Annotated in this window: 16 protein-coding genes and 2 rRNA genes; 12 read left to right on the top strand and 6 right to left on the bottom strand. The window is 40.1% G+C overall.

The genetic code is table 11. The features are described from left to right. The 3 genes from H8B21_RS16205 to H8B21_RS16195 all read left to right on the top strand — a co-directional run. Positions 1-105: ribosomal RNA gene (locus H8B21_RS16205) — 23S ribosomal RNA — on the top strand; the annotation flags it as partial. A gap of 142 nt (positions 106-247) precedes the next feature. Then, positions 248-359, top strand: a 5S ribosomal RNA gene (gene rrf / locus H8B21_RS16200). An 80-nt stretch (positions 360-439) separates the two neighbouring features. Next, entirely contained in the window at positions 440-1,414 is a 975-nt protein-coding gene (locus tag H8B21_RS16195) for a TIGR01212 family radical SAM protein (protein WP_190314765.1), read from the top strand. Here H8B21_RS16195 and H8B21_RS16190 read toward each other — a convergent pair. Together H8B21_RS16190 and H8B21_RS16185 are read right to left on the bottom strand one after the other, a co-directional pair. Then, positions 1,375-1,842, bottom strand: coding sequence for a pyrophosphohydrolase domain-containing protein (locus tag H8B21_RS16190; protein ID WP_190314764.1), 468 nt, complete (start codon positions 1,840-1,842; stop codon positions 1,375-1,377). The genes H8B21_RS16195 and H8B21_RS16190 overlap by 40 nt on opposite strands. A gap of 105 nt (positions 1,843-1,947) precedes the next feature. Further along, entirely contained in the window at positions 1,948-3,117 is a 1,170-nt protein-coding gene (locus H8B21_RS16185) for a pseudouridine synthase (RefSeq protein WP_190314763.1), read from the bottom strand. Between the two features lie 367 nt (positions 3,118-3,484). Here H8B21_RS16185 and H8B21_RS16180 point away from each other — a divergent pair, with 367 nt between their 5' ends. The 7 genes from H8B21_RS16180 to H8B21_RS16150 all read left to right on the top strand — a co-directional run bounded on the left by H8B21_RS16180 (position 3,485) and on the right by H8B21_RS16150 (position 10,158). After that, the gene (locus tag H8B21_RS16180; protein WP_223815079.1) at positions 3,485-4,177 is read left to right on the top strand and encodes a lytic transglycosylase domain-containing protein; all 693 of its coding nucleotides are present in this window, start codon (positions 3,485-3,487) and stop codon (positions 4,175-4,177) included. Positions 4,178-4,351: 174 nt separating this feature from the next. Continuing rightward, complete coding sequence (gene ccoN / locus H8B21_RS16175) at positions 4,352-6,496, top strand: cytochrome-c oxidase, cbb3-type subunit I (RefSeq protein ID WP_190314761.1); 2,145 nt, start codon at positions 4,352-4,354, stop codon at positions 6,494-6,496. A gap of 11 nt (positions 6,497-6,507) precedes the next feature. Continuing rightward, complete coding sequence (locus H8B21_RS16170) at positions 6,508-6,702, top strand: hypothetical protein (RefSeq protein WP_130139505.1); 195 nt, start codon at positions 6,508-6,510, stop codon at positions 6,700-6,702. A 6-nt stretch (positions 6,703-6,708) separates the two neighbouring features. After that, positions 6,709-7,599, top strand: coding sequence for a cbb3-type cytochrome c oxidase N-terminal domain-containing protein (locus H8B21_RS16165; RefSeq protein ID WP_190314760.1), 891 nt, complete (start codon positions 6,709-6,711; stop codon positions 7,597-7,599). Positions 7,600-7,634: 35 nt separating this feature from the next. After that, positions 7,635-9,032 (top strand): cytochrome c oxidase accessory protein CcoG, encoded by a 1,398-nt coding sequence (gene ccoG, locus H8B21_RS16160; protein WP_190314759.1) that lies wholly within the window; start codon positions 7,635-7,637, stop codon positions 9,030-9,032. Positions 9,033-9,040: 8 nt separating this feature from the next. Beyond that, positions 9,041-9,463, top strand: coding sequence for a FixH family protein (locus H8B21_RS16155; protein ID WP_190314758.1), 423 nt, complete (start codon positions 9,041-9,043; stop codon positions 9,461-9,463). A gap of 2 nt (positions 9,464-9,465) precedes the next feature. Beyond that, positions 9,466-10,158 (top strand): sulfite exporter TauE/SafE family protein, encoded by a 693-nt coding sequence (locus H8B21_RS16150; RefSeq protein ID WP_190314757.1) that lies wholly within the window; start codon positions 9,466-9,468, stop codon positions 10,156-10,158. 9 nt (positions 10,159-10,167) lie between these two features. On the opposite strand, the gene H8B21_RS16145 is transcribed toward H8B21_RS16150, so the two are convergent. The 3 genes from H8B21_RS16145 to H8B21_RS16135 all read right to left on the bottom strand — a co-directional run bounded on the left by H8B21_RS16145 (position 10,168) and on the right by H8B21_RS16135 (position 16,031). Next, the gene (locus tag H8B21_RS16145) at positions 10,168-11,643 is read right to left on the bottom strand and encodes an efflux transporter outer membrane subunit (protein ID WP_223815078.1); all 1,476 of its coding nucleotides are present in this window, start codon (positions 11,641-11,643) and stop codon (positions 10,168-10,170) included. A gap of 12 nt (positions 11,644-11,655) precedes the next feature. Further along, positions 11,656-14,814: an efflux RND transporter permease subunit gene (locus H8B21_RS16140; protein WP_190314755.1), complete on the bottom strand. Its 3,159-nt coding sequence runs from the start codon at positions 14,812-14,814 to the stop codon at positions 11,656-11,658. 62 nt (positions 14,815-14,876) lie between these two features. Next, positions 14,877-16,031: an efflux RND transporter periplasmic adaptor subunit gene (locus tag H8B21_RS16135; RefSeq protein ID WP_190314754.1), complete on the bottom strand. Its 1,155-nt coding sequence runs from the start codon at positions 16,029-16,031 to the stop codon at positions 14,877-14,879. Between the two features lie 175 nt (positions 16,032-16,206). Here H8B21_RS16135 and cls point away from each other — a divergent pair, with 175 nt between their 5' ends. Both cls and H8B21_RS16125 read left to right on the top strand, forming a co-directional pair. Next, positions 16,207-17,685 (top strand): cardiolipin synthase, encoded by a 1,479-nt coding sequence (gene cls / locus H8B21_RS16130; protein ID WP_190314753.1) that lies wholly within the window; start codon positions 16,207-16,209, stop codon positions 17,683-17,685. Between the two features lie 77 nt (positions 17,686-17,762). Next, positions 17,763-20,483: a carboxypeptidase-like regulatory domain-containing protein gene (locus tag H8B21_RS16125; protein WP_190314752.1), complete on the top strand. Its 2,721-nt coding sequence runs from the start codon at positions 17,763-17,765 to the stop codon at positions 20,481-20,483. Between the two features lie 46 nt (positions 20,484-20,529). On the opposite strand, the gene H8B21_RS16120 is transcribed toward H8B21_RS16125, so the two are convergent. Continuing rightward, positions 20,530-21,303: a DeoR/GlpR family DNA-binding transcription regulator gene (locus H8B21_RS16120; protein ID WP_223815077.1), complete on the bottom strand. Its 774-nt coding sequence runs from the start codon at positions 21,301-21,303 to the stop codon at positions 20,530-20,532. Positions 21,304-21,432 lie beyond the last annotated feature (129 nt).

The raw sequence follows: 21,432 nt of genomic DNA, 5'->3' as shown, positions 1-21,432 counted from the left end.
AGGCTTCCTTACAGGGCCGTGGGAGACTACCACGTCGATAGGCCGCAGGTGTAGAGGTGGAGACACCACAGCCGAGCGGTACTAATAGCCCGAAGCTTTCCGCGCCGGAAAGTTCCGCTGTCCTCTTTCCTTTGTCAACTTTTTTTCCCAATGAATGTCATTTCAGTAGTTACGAAAATATATTATAAGTGATAAGTCTAGAACTTCTCACCCATAATTGACAAGCTTATTGACTACATAAAGATATTCAGGTGCCTATATCGGCGGTGTCTACCTCTTCCCATTCCGAACAGAGCAGTCAAGCCCGCCAGAGCCGATGGTACTGCCGTAAAAGGTGGGAGAGTAGGTCGGTGCCAAATTTTATACAAAGCCCCTGCAGGAAACTACAGGGGCTTTTTTGTTGCTTATCACTCAATACTAATTCTTATCTTTGCAAGAGATGGCTACTTTACTAGATAGCGGTATAAAACCGTATAATCATTATGGAGCATACTTAAAAGAAAAGTATGACGGACAAAAGGTGTTTAAAGTTATTGTAGATGGAAACTTTACTTGCCCCAACCGAGATGGTAGTAAGGGCTATGGGGGATGTACATATTGTAATGTGGATTCTTTTACACCTGATACTGCCCGTAAAATACCTTCTATTCGAGAACAGGTTGAAAATGGGATAGCAAGAGCACGAAATTCGTATGGCGCGGAGAAATTTATCATTTATTTTCAACCCAATACCAATACCTATGCGCCTACACATCTGTTAAAGATGATGTATGATGAAGCTTTAAGTATAGACCCCAAAAACACCCTAGGTTTGTCTGTTGGCACACGTCCAGACTGTTTGGATTTTGAGAAAATCAATTTATTGGAATCTTATACAGATCGTCTTGATGTCGATTTGGAAATGGGAATGGAATCAATTTATAACGATACACTGGAGCAGATCAACAGAGGTTGTTCCCATGACGAATTTCTTTCGACAATGCAGATGCTTCAAAATACAAAACTAGATCTATGTGTACATACTATTTTTGGTTTTCCTTGGGAGACGGAAGAAATGATGTTACAATATGCAGACGAAATCAATAAGCATCCACATATAAAATTTGTCAAATTGCATCATCTTCATATTGTAGAAGGTTCTATCATGGGGGTAAAATACAAACGGGAACCGTTTAAGTTGTTCTCTATAGACGAATATACAGATTTCTTAGCTAAATTCATTCCCTTATTGCGTCCTGATATTATCATCCAACGTATTTTTGGTATTGCAGACAGAGAATTGTTGATTGCACCCAATTGGGGCTTTCCAAAATCAAAAATACAAACGCATATTGATAAAGGTTTGGAAAGCCGGGGGGTGAAGCAGGGAAGTCTTTATTTTTCCAAGATACCTTTTAAATCAGCAGGGGAATAGTTAATAGATTTGAGCGTTTTGTTATCGCCCTCCCGATAAACTAAAAATAGTCCATCGATTTCTTTATAGTAAGAATTAACACCTTTAGCGAGGTAATGGGCTTGGGTTGCCTTTGCTTCTTCTTCTGTTTTACATGCTTTGCTCATATTCGAGCGTTGTACTTCTTCAAATAATGCATTAAATTTGTCTTTTAATCCAAATTCCAAAACGGCACCTGAAAGTACATACTGGATATCGCATAGTGCGTCGGCAATTTCTACAATATCATTGTTTTCAATGGCTTCCTGTAATTCCTTTAATTCTTCCGCTATCAAAGCAACACGTAGATTGCAACGTACTTCCGAAGGAATGGTTGGCTCCTCCAGAATAGGGTGTTGAAAGGTTTTATGAAATTCTGCTACGGAAGTCAATGTTTTAGGATCTGTCATATTTTAAAGTCAAAAGTCAAAAGTTAAAAGCCAAAAGTAAAAAATAAAACTCATACCAAAAAAAACTGCCTTATTCTTATCATAAGGCAGCCGTTATACTGATTTCTATTTAATGAAATGCTTTAATTGTATGAGTTCTTTTTCCTCTAGATATCTCCATCTTCCACGTGGCAAGTCTTTTTTCGTTAGATTGGCGTAAACTACACGATCCAATTTAAGGACTTCATAACCTAACGATTCAAAAATGCGTCTTACAATCCGGTTTTTTCCAGAATGGATTTGGATACCAATTTCGTTTTTGCCTCCCCCTTGTACATAGCTTATATCATCAGGTTTGATGAACCCGTCTTCTAATTCAAGACCAAATTGTATTTTATTAAAATCGCCTTGTGTTAAGTTTTTGCTCAACTCGATGTGGTATATTTTACTAATATTGTTTCTTGGGTGGGAAAGCTTTTCAGCAAGCGCACCATCATTTGTAAGCAATAGCAAACCTGTAGTATTTCTATCTAAGCGTCCTACCGGATAAATCCGTTCTTTTGAGGCTTTTGCTACAAGTTGCATAACGGTTTTACGCTCTTGTGGATCGTCGGTGGTCGTGATAAAGTCTTTGGGCTTATTCAAAAGCACATACACCATTTTTTCACGTTTTAGTCGCTCTCCGTTATATCTTATTTCATCTTTTGCAGGATCAACCTTAGTCCCTAACTCCGTGACTACTTCGCCATTCACGGTGACTACTCCTGATTCGATTAATTCATCTGCTTTACGGCGCGAACATACACCTGCATTGGAGATATAACGATTTAAACGGATTAGACCGTCATCTTTAGGTTCCGCAGTAGCGATTTTTTTCCTCGGATAAGACGTTCTAGAAGTATCCTTGTTTTTGTATTTATCTCTATCTCTATTTTCGTTTCTGTTTTTATTTCCGTCATCGAAACGATTGAATGATCTTTTTCCGGGTCTGTCAAACTTCTTAGGACCGTTATAAGCGCCTTTTTCATCCTTTTGAAAAGAACGTTCCGTGTTCCGCTTAACCAATTTGTCGAATTTATTAAAAGAACGATCAGAATCATCCTTTCTGTTTTTCTTTTCAAACTTGGCGAATGGATGTGACTTTTTGTTGTCTTCTTCTTCAAATCTTGGTTTTCTAAAATCATTTGTTGAAGACGACCGTTGTGAGCGGCCATTTTTTGAGCGGAAGTTTTCGGAGTTGCTTCTGCTTTTTTTGGAGTTGTCGTCGCGACTGTTCCTTTTGTTATTGAATGGCATATTTGTAAATAAATTAAGTTACAAAGGTAGCGTTTTTATTTGGATGACAGAAAAAAAATATTGTGTTGGAAAAATGCATTCACACTTTATAAATGGCGTTTTTTATAATTGAAAGACGCTTACCGACTAAATAGTGGTTTGGAGGGAAGGTAAATTCTTTGTATTTTCGCAGGCTGTAATTAAACCAAGCTATTCTTGAATCGATTTTAAGTGATCATCTTAATTTCGTGGAGAGATAGCAGTAAGGGATTGAATGATAAAAAAAAGAGTACTGTGTTGCAGTGTTGTTTTGTCTGTGATGATTTTGTCAAAACTACACTCCACCCCAAACTCAACATCCAAAAAGGACCCGATAAGGAAAGCTTTAATGGAGCAGGTTGAGAAACAAAAGCAAGCGATAGCCTTATCGCCGGAGAAACAAAAAGAAGCGTATTATCGCTCCGTCGTGTTTGCAGATGAACAGGTTCCTCTACATAACCCCTTGGTAGAGAAAAAATTTGAGAGATATCTAGCAAATTTCTCTTTTCGCAAACAGCAATCGTATGATTTGCATAAAAAAGCAGCGAAACATTTACCGAAAATAGCAGCTATATTAAAATCATACGGGATTCCCGAAGATTTCAAATATGTTCCATTGGTAGAAAGCGACATGAATCCTCGGATAACGTCCCATAAAGGAGCAGGCGGTTACTGGCAATTTATGCCGGCTACTGCACGGCTTTATGGCTTGAAAGTTAATGGCAGCGTAGATGAACGTAAGGATTTGATCAAATCTACGCACGCTGCAGCGCGTTATTTAAAGAGCCTATATAAAGAATTTAATGATTGGACATTGGTCGCCGCAGCCTATAATGTAGGTGGTGGCAGTTTAAAGAATACTATACGCCGACAGGGCATAAAGGACTATTATAATTTAAACTTAAATAGAGAGACCGGCTCTTATGTTTATAAACTTGTTTCGATGAAACAGGTGATAGAAAATCCTTATAAACATGGGTATAAACGTTATGCCCAAACGTACGATAGATATCAACACGCAAATGAACAGAATTTGCTGTAATCCATAGACTGTAAGCTAGAAAGACTTTCCTTTTGGAAAGTCTTTTTTGTTTATGAAATATGGCTTTTCGCGTAAAGTTTAAAGAGTGATAAATGTCACTTTTTTAAAAAAGATGTATCATTACAATGTCATAAAAAAACCTCTATCTTTACTGCCGAAATCAACTATTAGAGTATGCAGGTAGAGCAATTTAATTATGACAACAAGATTGTGCGGGACTTTGGAGTCGCTACAATTATTTGGGGCTTGGTGGGGATGTCCATCGGTCTACTCGCGGCCACGCAATTGATTTGGCCCGAGATGAACTTTCTGACGCAGTACACGACGTTTGGCAGGGTACGCCCTGTACACACTAATGCGGTTATATTCGCGTTCGTGGGTAACGCTATTTTTATGGGAGTGTATTATTCCATGCAACGCGTACTAAAGGCAAGGATGTTCAGTGATCTTTTGAGCAAAATCCATTTTTGGGGTTGGCAATTAATTATTGTGGCTTCAGCAGTTACCTTACTGTTAGGATATACATCTTCACACGAATACGCAGAAATGGAGTGGCCTATCGATATTGCTATTACCTTAATTTGGGTCGTGTTCGGAATCAATATGTTCGGTACGATCATTAAGCGTCGTGAACGTCACATGTATGTAGCGGTATGGTTTTACATAGCCACCTTTGTAACCGTTGCTGTATTGCATATCGTAAATTCTATTCAGCTTCCTATTAGTTTCTGGAAAAGTTATTATGTGTATGCCGGAGTTCAGGATGCCTTGGTTCAATGGTGGTATGGGCATAATGCAGTTGCTTTTTTCCTGACCACACCTTATTTAGGTATGATGTATTACTTCTTACCTAAAATGGCCAACCGCCCGGTTTACTCTTATAAATTGAGTATCCTTCACTTTTGGTCGTTGATATTTATTTATATCTGGGCAGGGCCTCACCATTTACTATATACTTCATTGCCTTCATGGGTTCAATCGTTGGGGGTTGTGTTCTCCATCATGTTGATAGCTCCCAGCTGGGGTGGTATGATTAACGGATTGCTGACGTTGCGTGGAGCTTGGGATAAAGTGCGTACGGAACCTATGCTGAAATTTATGGTGGTGGCGTTGACAGCTTACGGTATGGCGACTTTTGAAGGTCCTCTGCTATCCTTAAAGCAAGTTAATGCAATTGCGCATTTTACAGACTGGATCGTTGCACACGTGCACGTAGGTGCATTGGGGTGGAATGGTTTCTTGACATTTGCTGTCTTGTATTTCATAATTCCAAGAATCTATAAAACACCGTTGTATTCGAAAAAATTAGCGAATGTCCATTTCTGGATCGGTACATTAGGAATTTTATTCTATGCTATACCTATGTATTGGGCAGCTGTTGTACAAGGTTTGATGTGGAAGGAGTTTACCCCGGAAGGTGTGTTGAAATATCCAAACTTCCTGGCTACAACTTTGGAAATTCTTCCGATGCACATGATGCGCGCTGTAGGTGGTGCGTTGTACTTAACGGGCGTTATCATTATGACGTATAACTTAATTAAAACGATGAAGGCGGGACAATTGGTTGCCAACGAAGCTGCGGAAGCACCGGCTTTGGAACCTGTGGTGACAAGAGAGCCTACTCAACACCGTCGTTTGGAACGTAAACCTGTTTTATTCATGGTATTGGCCTTGGTTGCTATCCTTATTGGTGGTATTGTGGAAATGATTCCGACGTTTACGATTAGTAGCAATGTGCCCAAAATTGCTTCGGTTCAACCTTATACCGCACTTGAGCTTCAGGGACGCGATTTATACATCCGGGAAGGCTGTGTTAACTGTCACTCACAAACGGTAAGGCCTTTCCGTTCGGAAACTGCACGTTATGGTGAGTATAGTAAGGCAGGAGAATTTGTTTACGATATGCCATTCCTATGGGGCTCTAAACGTACGGGACCGGATTTACATCGTCTTGGAGGCAAATATCCGAATAAATGGCATTTTGACCATTTGCTGGATCCGACCATCACTTCTCCGGGAAGTATCATGCCTGCTTATCCGTGGCTAATCGAGCAGACATTGAACAACAATCTTTTGGATAAGAAGATGAATGCGATGCGCGTGTTAGGGGTGCCTTATTCACAGGAGGAAATTCAAAATGCATTGACAGATTTGCAAAAACAGGCAGATGAGATTACAGCGGATTTAGCTGCGAACCAAGTGGAAGTTCGATCTGACAGTGAGATTATAGCTATGATAGCTTATCTACAGCGTTTGGGTAAAGATATTAAGGCTGAAGTATCGGAATCAGCTGATGAGAATGTGTTGTCGGATAATTAAAAGGAGGACTTATGTTTAAGCAAATAACAAATTTAAATGGAGATGAGATTTATCTAATCGCATCGTTATGGGTCTTTCTGGTATTTTTTGTACTGGTGGCTTGTATGTTATTTTGGATGAAAAAAGATCATATCGATCACATGAAAGATATTCCTTTTGACGATGGGGAATCGGAAAAGGAGAATGACCAATCATTGCAGAAATAAAGATTTATGAATACATTATTATTAGCAGCCGAAACCACTACAAAAGCATCCGAATGGGTCTTTGGGTCGGGAAATATATACAACGATATTCTTATTATCGCTCTCATCATTGTTATGATAGCTCTTTTAGCGTCAGCATTGGTGGTAAATAAGGCAATGAAATCGATTATTACCTTAACGATGCCACAATTGGCAGCAGAACAACGGACGAGAAAGACTAAAAAGATAGATTGGCAGGCGATCTTGGCTCGGTTGTTAAGCTTGCGACCAATCGAAGAGGAAAAAGATTTGGAGATCGACCATGAATACGATGGTATCAAGGAGCTGGATAATCCGGTTCCGGCGTGGTTCAATGCTTTATTCTATTCTACAATTACTTTTGGGGTGGTTTACCTGCTCGTGTACCACGTTTTCGGATGGGGACCTAATCAAGACCAGGAGTATCAACGAGAAATGGCCTTGGCGGAAAGGGAGAAACAGGAATTTTTAGCGCAGTCAGCAAATCTGATTGACGAAAGTACGATAGAAATTGACGATACCGGTACATTGGCAGCATCGGGCAAGGGAATCTTTATGGCGAATTGTGCAGTTTGTCATGGAAATGCGGGAGAAGGCGGAATTGGTCCAAATTTGACTGATGAATATTGGCTACATGGAAGTGATATTAAAGATATTTTTGCCGTGGTCAAATATGGCGTTCCGGCGAAAGGAATGGTGCCTTGGGAGCAAACGTTGACACCGGGACAAATCGCAGAAGTAAGTAATTATATTGTTACCTTGACCGGTACTAATCCGCCAAATCCGAAAGCGCCTGAAGGAGAAAAGGTAACACCTAAAGCGGCTGAAGAAAGCGCGGACGTGCCCGTGGAACAAGAGGTAGCCGAGAATGAAGCATAGTAAGATTTAATGCTATAATTTTTATTTAAAACGTTATGGGAACAGTGGTAGATGGAAATAGTGCCTGTACAAAGTCAGGGAATGAAAAGCGTCAGTGGATTTACGCCAAAAAGCCTGGCGGTAAATTGTACAACTACAGACAGTGGGTAGGCTATTCACTATTGCTGTTCCTTTTTGCCGCTCCGTTTATCAAAATCAACGGGAATCCTTTTTTGATGTTTAATATTATCGAACGAAAATTCTCGATTTTTGGTTCGGTTTTTTACCCGCAAGATTTACATATCTTCGTTTTCGGCATGCTGATTATGATGGTGGGTATCGTTCTTTTTACAGCGGTTTACGGTAGAGTCTGGTGTGGTTGGACGTGTCCGCAGACCATTTTCATGGAGTTGATATTTCGACGTATCGAATACGTGATTGAGGGGGATTGGATACAACAGCGGAAATTAAATGAAGGTCCTGATTCGGATGCCAGAGCTTGGAAAAAGGTATTGAAACATACGATTTTCTTTACCATTTCATTTTTTATATCGAATATTTTTTTGGCCTATATTATCGGTGTCGACGCGCTGTATAAAATTATGGCTGATCCCGTGGATCAGCATGTCGTAGGTTTTGCGTCTATTATTATATTTACATTTGCTTTTTATGCTGTATTCGCACATGTACGTGAGATTGTCTGTACGACGTTGTGTCCTTATGGTAGGCTTCAAGGGGTATTGCTGGATGAAAAAAGTCTAACGGTGGCATACGACATGACCCGTGGTGAACCGAGAGGCAAGCTAAAAAAACATGATGCGGAACAACAACAAGGCGATTGTATCGATTGTAAGCTTTGTGTACATGTATGTCCAACAGGCATCGATATTCGTAATGGTACGCAATTGGAATGTGTGAATTGTACAGCCTGTATCGATGCATGCGATACTGTTATGGATAAAATAGGAAAACCCAAGCGTCTTATTGGTTTTTATTCTATGGATGACCTATCCGAAGAAGGAAAAGCAGATAAGAAGAATAATACGCGTGCTATCGCTTATTCTGCTATATTAGTTGTGTTGACTGTGGTGTTTGGTTTCTTATTGTTTAGCCGTTCGGAGATAGACGGACGCTTGTTGCGTGCAACAGGAAGTTCTTATCAGCTTCGCGAAGACGGAAAAGTCAGTAACCTATACACGTTGGAGCTACTGAATAAATCCGGGAAAGATATTCAATTTGATATTGAAAGTGTTGACGACAAAGTTAATGTACAGATGGTCAATAATATCCATGACCTGAAAAAGGAGGGAAGCGCGACATTGAGTTTTTTCTTGCTGATGGATAAGGGAGAAATTGAACAATATAAACAGAATGTAAAGATAAACATCGTTTCCGATGGAAAGGTAATGGAGACTTTAAAGACGACCTTTATAGCTCCTCCAAATAAAAAATAGGGATAAACATGAACTGGGGACTAAAGATTGTATTGGGGTTGGGGGCTTTTATCATATTTATTGTTAGTGCGGGAATATATATGGTAACCAAGAATACGGATACGTTGGAAGATGAGGATTACTATGAAAAAAGTTTATCTTACGATGAAGTTTACCAACGCAAGCAGAATTTGTTAGATGATCATGCCCGTCCAACGGTGAACGTCAGAAATGATACCTTGTATATTACGTTTAGTAAACCGCATAATCGAGGCGACCTTATCTTTAAGCGACCTTCCGATAGTATGTTGGATATAACGTTGCCTTTTGTAACAGAAGGGCAGGATTACAGGTTGCCTGTTAGCAGCTTCACCAAAGGAAGCTGGCGGTTGGAAATCTCTTGGGAACAGGGAGAAACACTTTATACCTCCGATCATAATCTATATTTATAATCATGACTTACCACTATTTAGCGTTTTTTATGGGACTTTTTGGTAGCATACACTGTGCTGTTATGTGTGGCCCACTGCTGATCGCTATAAACAGCCAAATGGGGCTATCGTGGAAAGTAGTTTTTAATAGAATGCTTTATCAAGCTGGTCGTATTCTCACTTATGGAATAATGGGACTTTTTTTGGGAATGCTAGGGAGTGTAGCTACCGTACAAGGGTGGCAAAAAGGATTGAGTATAACAGTCGGAATTATATTGCTAACAATCGGTATGTTTTACCTCTTTGGAAAAAACACACAAGCGTTAACCCGTTTTCAAACAAAAGCTGTTCAGCCATTTACGAAATATATGGGACAATGGCTTTATAGACCCGGTGGCTCTTTTGTGGCGGGCACGTTAAATGGTATTTTGCCATGTGGTATGGTTTATATGGCATTGGCATCGGCTATGAATGCAGATTCTTTAGCGAATAGTTTTCTTTTTATGGTTCTTTTCGGCTTAGGAACATTGCCTTTGCTCTTTATCTTCTCTTTTGCGGGGAGCTTTTCTAAACCCATTTTTAAACGTGGATTTAATCGGGTGCTACCATTTCTTTATTTAATCATGGGGGTTTGGTTCATATTGCGAGGAGCGAACTTAGATATTCCCTATCTAAGTCCGCTATTACATGTAGATGGAGCCATTAATTGTGCGTAATTATATGGATTATTCCGCTGTTTCTGTTGTTGGTTCTTGCCATCCGCCACCAAGCGCTCGATATAAATCTACATAAGCTTCCAGTTGTTTCTGTCTGATGTCGACCAATGCCAGCTCACTATCAAGAGCATTGCTCTGCGCAGTGATAACCTCTAGGTAAGTCGCGTAATCGCTCATAAACAGAAGTGAAGCATTTTTAACCGCTAATTCGGAGTTTTCCACCCGTAGTCTCGTCAGTTCAATCTGTTCTTTCTGTTTCTCTACGGTAATGACAGCGTTTGATACTTCATGTACAGCTTCCATAACGGTTTTTTGCAGTTCCAATTCGGCCTTCTCCCGTTCTATTTTTGCAACTTCCCATTGATTCTTTAATCGACCATTTCTAAAGATAGGCGTTGTCAATCCGCCGACAAACCCACCCAGTAATGCTCCCGGAATATTATACCAGTTTTTTGGCAACATAGCGTTTGTACCGAGAACACCGCTAAGCGAAAGCTGCGGGTAACGCATAATCTGTCGTAAATTCATTTCCGCATTGGCTGAAACGAGCGCATATTCCGCTCGTTTAATATCCGGCCGGTTTCTAACAATTTCTAGTGGAGCACCTAGGGTGATGCTATTTTTCGTGTTCATTAGGCTGTCTATTTTAAAGCCTCTTGTTACAACGTTTGGCATTTCACCTATCAAAACATTTAGGGCATTTTCCTGTAAGGCGATTTCTTTCTCCAATTCAGGGAGTAGTGAAGCGGCAACCAATCGTTGTGATTCTGTTTGTTGAATCGCCAACGCGGTAATTTCTCCAGCATCATACTGTAATCGAATCATGCGTAATGTGCTATCATTAAGCTGCAAATTACGTTTGGCAACTTCAATCTGCGCATCCAACATGATAAGGTTGAAATAACCTTTCGCAACATCTGCAATTAGCCTAGTCTGGATTGCATTTTTTGCTTCATAAGAATCTAAAAAATCTGATTTCAATGCGTCTTGCTGATGTGCGATTCTACCCCATATATCCAGTTCCCAGCTAAACTCGAACCCTGCACTAAATTGTGATTGGTAATTATATAGACGGTCGGGAGCTTCCTCTCCATTTTCACTGTACCACCTCGAAGATGGATTGCTATAAAAATCTTTCGAGCGGAACTGCCTATTTACCGACGCGATATTTGCGTCTACGGAAGGAAGATATTCTAGTTTGTTCTGTCTCAGATTACGATTAGCGATTTCTATATTCTTCAACGCCGTTCGCATATCATAGTTATTTACTAGTGCCGTATCAATAAGTGCTATAAGCTGTGGATCATTGAAAAAATCACGCCAGGAAACCTGTGCGAAGGCAATCGTGTCCTGCTGATAGGTCAGTGTATCCCCTCGAAAACTTTCGGGGAGATTTAGTTCTGGTTGAACGTATCGCTTACCGACTTTGCATGCTGATAAGCTGACCAATACTGCCGTAATATATACCAGTTGTTTCAGTGTCATAAGTTTCATGCGTTATTCGTCAGAAGATTTAAGTTTCTGTCTTACTTTTTCATCTAATGTCTTAAAGACCATAAATAAGACAGGGATAATAAATATACCAAATATTACGCCCGAAAGCATGCCACCTGCGGCACTAAAGCTGATGGAATGGTTTCCAATAGCCGACGGACCAACCGTCCACATTAATGGTACGAGTCCAGCTACGAAGGCGAGAGAAGTCATAAGAATAGGACGGAGACGTAATTTTGCACCCATGATGGCTGCGTCGTAAATGCTCATACCTTTGTTACGCTGCTGTATAGCGAATTCTACGATAAGGATTGCGTTCTTTGCCAGCAAACCAATTAACATAATCAATCCTACTTGTACATAAATATTATTTTGTAAGCCTACTATCCAGATCGTCGAAAACACACCAATTAATCCTACCGGAACAGACAACAAGACTGCCCATGGAAGAATATAACTTTCATATTGAGCGGCTAAAAGGAAATAAATAAAGATAAACGACAGCCCAAAAATAAGGATAGTTTGTGAACCAGCCTGACTTTCTTCATAAGCCATCCCTGTCCATTCATAACCATAGTTAGCCGGTAACTCTCCCGCGGCGAGTTGTTCGATAGCGGCCATTGCGTCGCCGGTACTATACCCGGTCGCGGGTGTAGCATTTACCGTGATGGAATTATATAAGTTATAACGTGAAACAGATTCAGGGCCGATAACTTTATTTAGGGTCAATAATGTTCCTACTGGTACCATGTTGCCATCTTTGTTTCGGACGAAAATAGAGTTTAATGATTCCGGATCGGTTCGGAAATCAAAATCAGCTTGTAAGTATACCCGGTATGTTCTGCCGAAGCGGTTAAAGTCCCCGCCGTTTACACGCGCGAAATATAGCCGGATGGTACTCATCATTTCACGAATATCGACACCGAGACTTTTTGCTTTGACCACATCGATATCCGCTTCAAATTGTGGAAAATTAGATTTAAACGTTGTGTATGCATTGCCAACTTCGCGAAGTTCGTTGATCTGACGAATAAACGTATCCGCTACGAGGTCAAAGTCACGAATATCTCCTCCCAAACGATCCTGTAATACCATTTCCAATCCAGCAAATTCACCGAAACCTTGTACTGTAGGTCGTGGGAAGACGGTAAATGTGGCTTCATCGATTTGGGATAGGTCACTTCGGATGGTATCCATAAACGCATTTATGGATTTAATATCCGTCCGTTCGTTATGCGGTTTCATGTTGATGTAACCTGCTGCAAACGCGGGGCTAACTCCTCCGTCCAATGCATTGAAGCCTGATACTGTTGTCATACCCGCAATATCTTCTCGCTTCTTTAGTATACTGTCTGCCTTGCGCAATACCGCAGTGGTTCTAGATAAGGATGCACCAGGGGGCATAGCCAATGAGTAAGTCACAAAACTATCATCTTCTGTAGGGATAAAGCTTCGTGGGGTGTTCATTAAGAATACAACCCCAATGATTGTGACGATGGTCAACCCTAAAAAGGCAATCTTTTTATGATCCAATAAATACTTTGCGCCGGAAAGATATTTGGCGGTAAATTTATCAAAAGCCGTATTAAAAGAGTTAAAGAACCTTTTTCTATATTTTTGAAACGTATTCAATTTTTTCTCGTCCTCTATCTGTTGTGGGTGCACTGGCTTGAGCAACAACGCGCAAAGTGCTGGAGAAAGAGTCAACGCATTGACAGCCGATATCAATATCGCTGTAGCCAATGTGTAAGCAAATTGTTGATAAAAAATACCTGCTGGGCCTTGCATAAAACCTACGGGGAGAAATACTGCAGCCATAACCATCGTAATGGATAGAATAGCACTTGTAATCTCGGACATAGTTTGAATAGTGGCTTCTTTTGCTTTCAAACCTGTCTCGTGCATTTTCTGGTGGACGGCTTCAACAACAACAATGGCATCGTCGACCACGATACCAATAGCGAGGACGAGTGCGAACATCGTGAGCACATTCAAAGAGAAACCAAATAAGCTAAGGAAGAAGAACGTACCGACAAGGGATACCGGAATGGCAATTGCTGGTATCAACGTGGAACGGAAGTCTTGCAAGAAAATGAATACGATGATAAATACCAAAATAAAGGCTTCAAAAAGTGTGTGCTTTACTTGGTTGATTGATTCGTCGATTTGATCCCGTACACTATAAGATATTTCGTAATGTACACCTTTAGGAAAAGCTGCAGATATTTCTTCCAGTACTTTCCGTACCTCTTGGTCGATAGCGTGTGCATTGGATCCACTCGTTTGTGTAATATTAAGTGTTAATCCGGGATACCCGTTCACTTTGTTGTCACTGTTTAGGTTTGTAGCACCGAACTCAATGCGGGCGATGTCTTTCAAGTATAGGACGGATCCATCGACATTGGTCTTGATGACCATATTTTCAAACTCTTCAGGCTGCGAAAAACGCCCTTTGTGTCGGATAACCGTCTCGAAGACTTCGTCGGTAGCCTCTCCAAACTTACCGGGTGCCATCTCGAAGTTCTGGTCACTTAGAGCCTTTGTAATATCTTGTGGAACTAGATTGTACAGTGCTAATTTTTCAGGATTCAACCAAACGCGCATAGAGTAGTCCCTAGCACCAATTCTTGCAACCTGTGCGACACCATCCACCCGTAAAAGTGGGCGAATCATATTAATTTGTGCATACGCTTGCAAAAATGTCTCATCGTAGATAGAGTCCTTATGATCCGAATAAAGATTTATCGTCATGATGGCTCCACTCTGTCTTGGCTGTACGATGATACCATTCTCGTTAACTTCTGTCGGGATAGTGGATATCGCTCTGGAAATACGGGTTTGTACATTGACCGACGCAATATCTGGGTTGGTACCTGTCTTAAAGAATACTTGTATGCTACCTGATCCAGAATTAGTTGCTGTAGATCGGATATAGGTCATATCTTCGACACCATTGATGGCCTCTTCCACTGGGAGTAACACACTCTCTGCTACGGTTTCGGAGTTCGCGCCAGGGTAACTCAGAGATACTACGACACTGGGGGGAGCAATTTCGGGAAACCTACTAACGGGAAGTGTCATCATCCCCACGAGGCCCAAAATGACTAGAATTAAGGACACTACGGTGGCTAACACCGGTCTATTTATGAATGTTTTTAACATTGAACTATATTTTTAAAATCAGTCTGGTGAGAGGGAATTGCAAATGGAGAGAACATCCGCAATTACTGGGAAATAGGAGTTACAACTGAGCCATCCGTAATTTTATCAATTCCGGAAAGCAATACCCTATCTCCGATATTTAAACCAGTGACAATATAGTTATCTCGACTGGTGCCCTCTATTTTTATAGAACGGCGTTCCACTTGGTTGTTGTCGTCCAAGGTATACACAAATGTTCTGTCTTGTAACGAGCTGGTCGCAACTTGTGGAATTTGGATAACACCTTTTTTAGTTTCTGAAATTTTTAGCGTACCTGTACTACCGTTTCTTAAGATATTGTCTTCATTCGGAAAAGATGCTCTTAACGATATAGCGCCTGTTGTTCTATCGACCTGTCCGTCGATGGCATCTACAATACCTTTTTTACTATATTCTTCCCCATCAGCAAGAATCAATGTTGCCTCTGGGAAAACAAGTCTGTTTTTTGAGTTTTTGATACCGAGTAAACTATCTTCCCTTGCTTTTATTTTTGAAAAATATAGGAAGTCCGACTCATTCATAGAGAAATAGACATATACTTCCTGTACATCGGATAATACAGTCATAGGTTCTCTATCACCCTTGGAAACAAGGTTTCCTATTCTTTTGGGAATCCGACCAATATAACCACTAACAGGGGCTGTTAGAATGGTAAATTCCTTGCTAATTTCCGCATTTCTTACCTCTGCGGCGGCTTGATCGAGTGAGGCTTTGGCCACGTCGTAGTCTGACATCACTTTCCTGAGCCTAACTTCCGATATGACATCGTTTTCTACCAAAGGTCTCAGCCGCTCTACTTCCAGCTTGGCATTCTCCAGTCTTGCTTTTGCAACATTTTGATTCGCGACTGCGTTATTGAGCCCCTCTTGATAAACGGAGGCATCTATTTTAAATAAGTTTTGACCCTTTTCTACATATTGCCCTTCGTCCACGTATATTTCTTGCAATATACCCTCAACTTGTGGTCGGATTTCTACGTTTACCTTACCCTCAATGGTTCCTAGATAATCTTTTACAGTAACTGCATTACTCGTATCTACCGTGTGTACCGGTAAAGCTAGGGGTTTATTTGCAGTATCTTCTGATTTGCTTGTGTTACAGTTTATAAAAAAAACTGTCGTGGCTACAGCCATTAATGCGTATACAATTTGTTTTAATTTTCGATTTCTTATATTCATCTTTTGCATTATGTCTTTTTAAACCTGTCTTTTTTTTGTAACGGTTTAGTTACAGGTAATGTGCAATTATAACGTTTTTTATGTGAAATAGTTGTTCGTTTAACAATTCTTAACGTAAACTAATTATCGTTTAATTCATGTAAAAGCACTATTTTTATTGGATTTTGGTGAATATATGGAATTTACGCAAGAACTCCTCAATTTTTTAAAACAATGGTATTGGATACCTATTGTTTTTTTGTATTTGGGTGTGCTTAGTACTATTTTAATTGAAAATAGAAATCCCACAAAAACATTATCTTGGATTTTGGTCATTGTTTTTTTGCCCATTATTGGTCTTCTAATTTATTATTTTTTTGGGCAGAAATTTAATAAGGTTAGACGTCTCAAGCGTGTAAACGATGCACAGACGATGCGGTTGAAGAAAGAATGGGATCGTCTGGAACCCTACATGGAACAGAATATTGCGCGTATCAGCGACAAAATAGGAACGCTTTCCAGGGTATTTACTTTTTTGAAAAATGAACGCGTGTCATCCCCAACGACTGGAAACAGCACGAAGCTGCTTATCAATGGTGAAGAAAAGTTTCCAGACTTTCTAAAATCCTTACGTGAAGCCCATCATTCTATCCATTTGGAATATTATATTTTCGAAGTAGATACAATTGGTAAGGAGGTCTTGTTAATTTTAGAAAAAAAAGCCAAGGAAGGCGTTTTTGTACGCTTATTAGTTGATAGCATTGGTTCCCCTGCATTGGTAAGATATTTATCGCGTCGAAAGGATCTAAATTTTGAATACCGCCGTTTTCTTCCCGTGACTTTTGCATCTATGGGGAGCAGTAATTATCGAAACCACCGCAAAATAGCCGTCATTGATGGAGAAATAGGATATATAGGAGGGATTAATATTTCGGATAGGTATATCAATGACCCCGCAAATAATAACTTTGTTTTTTGGCGTGACACATCGTTAAAGATAGTAGGGCCCGCGGTGACGATGCTTCAGATCAGTTTTTGGAATTCTTGGAACTTAGCAGATGGCACGCCTTTCCAATTAAGTGAAGGTTATCTTCTTCACCAGATGCCGGATGTAGAGAAGAAAGGAAGTGCCGCGGTTTCTTTTGTTGAAAGTGATCCGGGTTCATTAGGACCCTTTAATATGGAGGCCATTCTTGTGGGATTGGGGGAGGCCGACAAAAAAATCCAACTTGTCACACCTTATTATGTGCCAAGCGATGAATTGTCAACGGCTTTAAAGGTGGCAGCGGCTTCAGGTTTGGAAGTAGAATTGATGTTACCTGAAAAATCGGACTCCTATATCGTGCAACATGCTAGTCTTTCGTTTATTAAACCCTTGTTAGAACGAGGAGTGAAGGTCTATTTTTATAAAAAAGGTTTTATCCATGCGAAAACTATCAATATTGACGGAAAGCTTTCTTACATCGGAACGGCCAATTTAGATACACGTAGCTTTTACATCAATTATGAAATAGCTGCAGTCGTTTCCGATGATACTGTTTGTCGGCAACTGGAAGAACAATTCGAGCGCGATAAAGAAGATTGTGAGCTCATGACCTTGTCTGAGTGGAAAAAACGGAATGTATGGAAACGGGGGCTTGATTCTGTATGCCGTTTGCTTGCTCCATTGTTATAAGGTGTTAAACCTAGCCGGAAACATACGTTTTCGGAAAAAAATAGATATCTTTAACTCCGCGAAAAAACTGTATATTAATGAAGAAGCTTTTTATTTTCTTATTTGTTATTTTCTTCCTATTTGGGTCAAAAAATGGGTTTACCCAAGAGCGGCCTGCTATACCTATTAATACGGTGGTAGAGCGGGTACAAAAGTATTTCGGAGTTTATCCGGTGGAGAAAGTGCATTTACATTTTGATAAGCCTTATTACGCTGTAGGAGATACCCTTTGGTTTAAGACCTATCTACAGCATAATCTATTTGAATATACACCTAGTAAGATTATTTACGTAGAAATGTTAACGAGTAAGGACTCGTTGATACAAACATTGCGTGTACCTCTTACCAATAATAGCGGTAAAGGACAACTGGTGTTGGATCCACAGTTTATTGCACAGGATAATTACCGTTTTCGGGCATATACAAAATGGATGGCAAATTTTGACAATGCTTATTTTTATAATAAGATTGTGCCCGTTGGTGATGCCATTAATAAAAAATTAGGCGCTGAAATTACCTATACGCCCGATGGCAATAACAAAACAAAAGCCACCATACAGTTTAGGAATAGAGAAGGTAACTTGCTGGGTAGACGAAAGCTGACGTGGGAAGCTATTGATGGTTGGGATGCGTTTAGTAAAGGAAAAGGAGAGACGGATGATATGGGACGCGTAACCATTAATCTTACCATTAAGGATAAGGAATACCTAAAGAAAGGTAGGCTTAATGTGAAGATTGACGGAGACAAATTAGAACCGACTTTGGTAGGTAGTTATTCATTACAACATGCTTTATGGGATGCTGATGTGCAGTTTTTTCCAGAAGGAGGCGATCTCCTTGCCGGTGTGCCCAAAAAATTAGGGTTTAAAGCGGTTAGTTCTACAGGTAAGGGCCTAAAAATACAAGGTAAGATTATCGATAGTAAAAAGAAAGAAATCGCTTCTTTCAATGACATCGCATTTGGTATGGGGGCAATTGACTTCATGCCGGTTGCAGGTGAGAGCTATAAGGCGACGATATCTTTTGAAAACGGTGAACAACGAACCTATGATCTCCCCGAAGTCAAAGCAGAAGGAATTAATATAGTTTTACATAACGAAGAGGATGTTTCGCTGCAGATGGGGTTAATTGCAAATGACGCCTATTATGAAAAAATGGCAAATCAACCATTTTATGTATTAGGACAATCAAACGGACATCTGGTGTATGCTGCTCAGGCTACATTAAAAAACTCGTCTGTATTGATTAATCTTCCTAAAGATAAACTTCCAAATGGTATTGTGCAACTGTCGATCATGCAACCGGATGGAAAATTATTGAGTGAACGTTTGGTGTTTAATCAATCTCAACCTTTGCTGAACATTGGTGTGAAAACGGATAAAACAACGTATGCAAAGAAAGAAAGCGTTAGGTTGACACTGCAGGTACCTGTTACAGATTCGCTAAAAAGTAATTATTCGGTGTCAGTAATTGATGACGCTAAAGTGCCTTATAACGATGATCAAGAGTTGGGGATTTTGAGCAACTATTTATTAACGTCTGATCTTAAAGGCTATGTAGAGCAGCCGAATTATTATTTTAATGAAAAAAACGAGAATAGAAAGGAAGCTTTAAATGCATTGTTGATGACACAAGGGTTCAGAAGGTTTTCGTATGATGACTTGATTGCAGAAAAGCTCCCCCAAGTTCAATTTATGCCAGAGCAGGGGATCACGCTTTCCGGAATATTACGATTGAATACGGGGCGCCCTCAACCCAATGGAGGGCTGTTGTTATCTATTCCCTCACGAAATATACGGAAGGATGCTTATACAGACAACCAAGGAAGATTTGCGTTCGAGAACTTGGTATTCCCAGATTCTTCCAAAGTAACTATAAACGCTCGAGGCAATGATAACTTTAGAAATTTGGTCATTAATATGGATCAGACGTATTTCCCAGGAATAGACCAGGGGAATCCCTATGCAAGTGATAATGTCCAAAATATTGATCAGGAAATGAAAGCCTACTTGAATAATAGCAAGAATGAATATAGAACTTCTATTTTGATTGATGAGGTCCAAGTTACGGGCGTCCAACGGAAAACTGTCACCAGTAAGGAGTTCTCGTCCCTGTCTGGGCTGTCCATGCCGGAACATCGTATAGAGGGGGAGCGTCTCTCAGGTTGTAATGTGCTGACTATGTGTCTAACAACGATGTTGACAGGTATTACATATGATAATCAGACCTTGAAATACCATATTACAAGGAACTATAACCAGGGGAGTAGAGTGCCTGTCCAGTTCTTCTTGGACGGTATGCCGATTGACGAACCTGCTTTAAATTCTATTATTCCGTCAGACATCGAGGCTATCGAGATTTTTTTACGGGATGAATTGGGAACGGTAAGCAGGGTTTATCAAAATGATGGTGTCGTTTCGATCATGACGAAAAAGAAAGATCAAAGTAAGCAACCTCGGATGTCGCTGGCTGAAATTGAAAGTATGTTACCGAAGACAAATGTCATTGATATGGTACCTCTCGGCTATGTAAAAGAAAGACAATTCTATGCGCCGAAATACGATACACCAGATAGTAAAAATACAAACGATTACCGGACAACTATCTATTGGAATCCGGATGTGGTTTTGGACGGCGAGGGTAATGCTACGCTGAATTTTTACAATGGTGATGGTAATGGCAGATATAAAGTGGTTGTTGAGGGCCAAGATGAAACAGGCAGTGCCGGACGAGCTGTGTATTACTATAATGTAAAATAATCCTTTTTATAATGATAAGAGGCAAAGGGAAAAACCCATTTGCCTCTTATGCAATAATAACCTGTATGCCTGCTTCTTCCAACGCAAGGATATATTTTTTTGAAGTGTTATTGTCTGTAACAATGTAATCTACATCTTCCAGGTTACAGACTTTTCCTAGCCCCCTTCTTCCGAATTTGGTGCTGTCAGCAAGGATGACAATTTTTTGTGATGTTTGTAACATTTTTTGGTTGAGCGTCGCTTCCGTTATGTTGCTGATCGTTATTCCAAACTCCAGATCAATTCCGTCAACGCCTAAGAATAGAATCCCGCACGATACATCTTCGAGGATTCGCATAGCGTATTGTCCGGCCACGGAAGATGAGTTGGGTCGAATCAGTCCTCCTAATTGCAATACTTCTATGCTTGGCTTGTTTGATAGTTCTAACGCGACTTTTAGAGCGGGTGTAATCACCGTAAGCGGATGTTCGGGATTTAGATGTCGGGCCAAGGCATATGCGGTTGTGCCAGATCCGATCAAAATAGAGTCGGTATCTTGAATCATTTGTATGGCTGCTTTTGCTATTCGATTCTTTTCTTCCGAATTAATCGTTTCTTTAACCAAAATAGGGCGATCCACTGCATACGGGTTGGTGCTAGAGGCTCCTCCTTTTATCCGAAACAATAACTCCTTTTCCTCTAATAGTTTGAGATCTTTTCGTATAGTCACACTAGATACCTTCATTTCGTCACACAGTTCTTGGATAGTGACTTTTGTGTTATTTTTAATTTTTTTTAAGATATACTCGTGTCTATCCGTGATGTTTTTTATCGAGACCATATTTTATACCACTAATTGTTACAAATGTTAACTTCCTGTTATCATAACAGAATGTTTGTTATTAATTAAAATTAAGAATGATACATGTATTGTATGTTGATAACAAAACTTAAGTAAAATATTTCAGTT

This window comes from Sphingobacterium chuzhouense, assembly GCF_014692525.1.
GTDB lineage: Bacteria > Bacteroidota > Bacteroidia > Sphingobacteriales > Sphingobacteriaceae > Sphingobacterium > Sphingobacterium chuzhouense.
This window is presented reverse-complemented; position numbering and strand designations above follow the sequence as displayed.

What these genes read in the sequence shown, in the direction of transcription:
- H8B21_RS16195 (WP_190314765.1), top strand. Translation starts at nt 440, where the DNA reads ATGGCTACTTTACTAGATAGCGGTATAAAACCGTATAATCATTATGGA.
- H8B21_RS16190 (WP_190314764.1), bottom strand. Translation starts at nt 1,842, where the DNA reads ATGACAGATCCTAAAACATTGACTTCCGTAGCAGAATTTCATAAAACC.
- H8B21_RS16185 (WP_190314763.1), bottom strand. Translation starts at nt 3,117, where the DNA reads ATGCCATTCAATAACAAAAGGAACAGTCGCGACGACAACTCCAAAAAA.
- H8B21_RS16180 (WP_223815079.1), top strand. Translation starts at nt 3,485, where the DNA reads ATGGAGCAGGTTGAGAAACAAAAGCAAGCGATAGCCTTATCGCCGGAG.
- ccoN (WP_190314761.1), top strand. Translation starts at nt 4,352, where the DNA reads ATGCAGGTAGAGCAATTTAATTATGACAACAAGATTGTGCGGGACTTT.
- H8B21_RS16170 (WP_130139505.1), top strand. Translation starts at nt 6,508, where the DNA reads ATGTTTAAGCAAATAACAAATTTAAATGGAGATGAGATTTATCTAATC.
- H8B21_RS16165 (WP_190314760.1), top strand. Translation starts at nt 6,709, where the DNA reads ATGAATACATTATTATTAGCAGCCGAAACCACTACAAAAGCATCCGAA.
- ccoG (WP_190314759.1), top strand. Translation starts at nt 7,635, where the DNA reads ATGGGAACAGTGGTAGATGGAAATAGTGCCTGTACAAAGTCAGGGAAT.
- H8B21_RS16155 (WP_190314758.1), top strand. Translation starts at nt 9,041, where the DNA reads ATGAACTGGGGACTAAAGATTGTATTGGGGTTGGGGGCTTTTATCATA.
- H8B21_RS16150 (WP_190314757.1), top strand. Translation starts at nt 9,466, where the DNA reads ATGACTTACCACTATTTAGCGTTTTTTATGGGACTTTTTGGTAGCATA.
- H8B21_RS16145 (WP_223815078.1), bottom strand. Translation starts at nt 11,643, where the DNA reads ATGACACTGAAACAACTGGTATATATTACGGCAGTATTGGTCAGCTTA.
- H8B21_RS16140 (WP_190314755.1), bottom strand. Translation starts at nt 14,814, where the DNA reads ATGTTAAAAACATTCATAAATAGACCGGTGTTAGCCACCGTAGTGTCC.
- H8B21_RS16135 (WP_190314754.1), bottom strand. Translation starts at nt 16,031, where the DNA reads ATGAATATAAGAAATCGAAAATTAAAACAAATTGTATACGCATTAATG.
- cls (WP_190314753.1), top strand. Translation starts at nt 16,207, where the DNA reads ATGGAATTTACGCAAGAACTCCTCAATTTTTTAAAACAATGGTATTGG.
- H8B21_RS16125 (WP_190314752.1), top strand. Translation starts at nt 17,763, where the DNA reads ATGAAGAAGCTTTTTATTTTCTTATTTGTTATTTTCTTCCTATTTGGG.
- H8B21_RS16120 (WP_223815077.1), bottom strand. Translation starts at nt 21,303, where the DNA reads ATGGTCTCGATAAAAAACATCACGGATAGACACGAGTATATCTTAAAA.